The sequence below is a fragment of the Pseudomonas nitroreducens TX1 genome (assembly GCF_000313755.1).
Classification (GTDB): Bacteria; Pseudomonadota; Gammaproteobacteria; order Pseudomonadales; family Pseudomonadaceae; genus Pseudomonas; species Pseudomonas nitroreducens_A.
Genome location: NZ_AMZB01000015.1, coordinates 1 through 728 on the forward strand (window position 1 = coordinate 1; position 728 = coordinate 728).

At 68.0% G+C, this 728-nt stretch carries 1 protein-coding gene; it reads left to right on the forward strand.

Features of this window, described 5'->3' with window-relative positions; translation table 11 throughout:
• Positions 1-728: catechol 1,2-dioxygenase (gene catA, locus C167_RS0100085; protein WP_017516261.1), on the forward strand; the 728-nt coding region annotated here is incomplete at both ends.

Sequence of the window (728 nt, forward strand, 5' to 3'; positions counted from 1 at the left end):
ACTGCCGACATCCAGAAGTTCTTCGAAGAAGCCAGCGGCGCCCTGAACGATGCGGGCAACCCGCGCGTGAAGAATCTCGTCCTGCGCATCCTGCAGGACACCGCCAGGCTCATCGAAGACATGCACGTCACCCCCGACGAGTTCTGGAAGGCGGTGGATTACCTCAATCGCCTCGGCGCCCGCCAGGAAGCCGGCCTGGTGGTCGCGGGCCTGGGTATCGAGCACTACCTCGACCTGCTGCTGGATGCCCAGGACGCGGCGGCCGGCATCGGCGGCGGCACCCCGCGCACCATCGAAGGCCCGCTGTACGTGGCCGGCGCACCGCTGTCCGAAGGCGAAGCACGGATGGACGACGGCAAGGACGCGGGCACCGTGATGTTCCTCTCCGGCCGCGTGTTCGACCCGCAAGGCAAGCCGCTGGCGGGTGCGGTGGTCGACCTCTGGCATGCCAACACCCAGGGCACCTACTCGTACTTCGACAGCACCCAATCCGAGTACAACCTGCGCCGCCGCATCGTCACCGACGCCGAGGGGCGCTACAAGGCGCGCAGCATCGTCCCCAGCGGCTACGGCTGCCCGCCGGACGGCCCGACCCAGGAGCTGCTCAACCAGCTCGGTCGCCACGGCCAGCGTCCGGCGCACATCCACTTCTTCATCTCCGCGCCGGGCCATCGCCACCTGACTACGCAGATCAACCTGGCCGGCGACCAGTACCTGTGGGACGACTT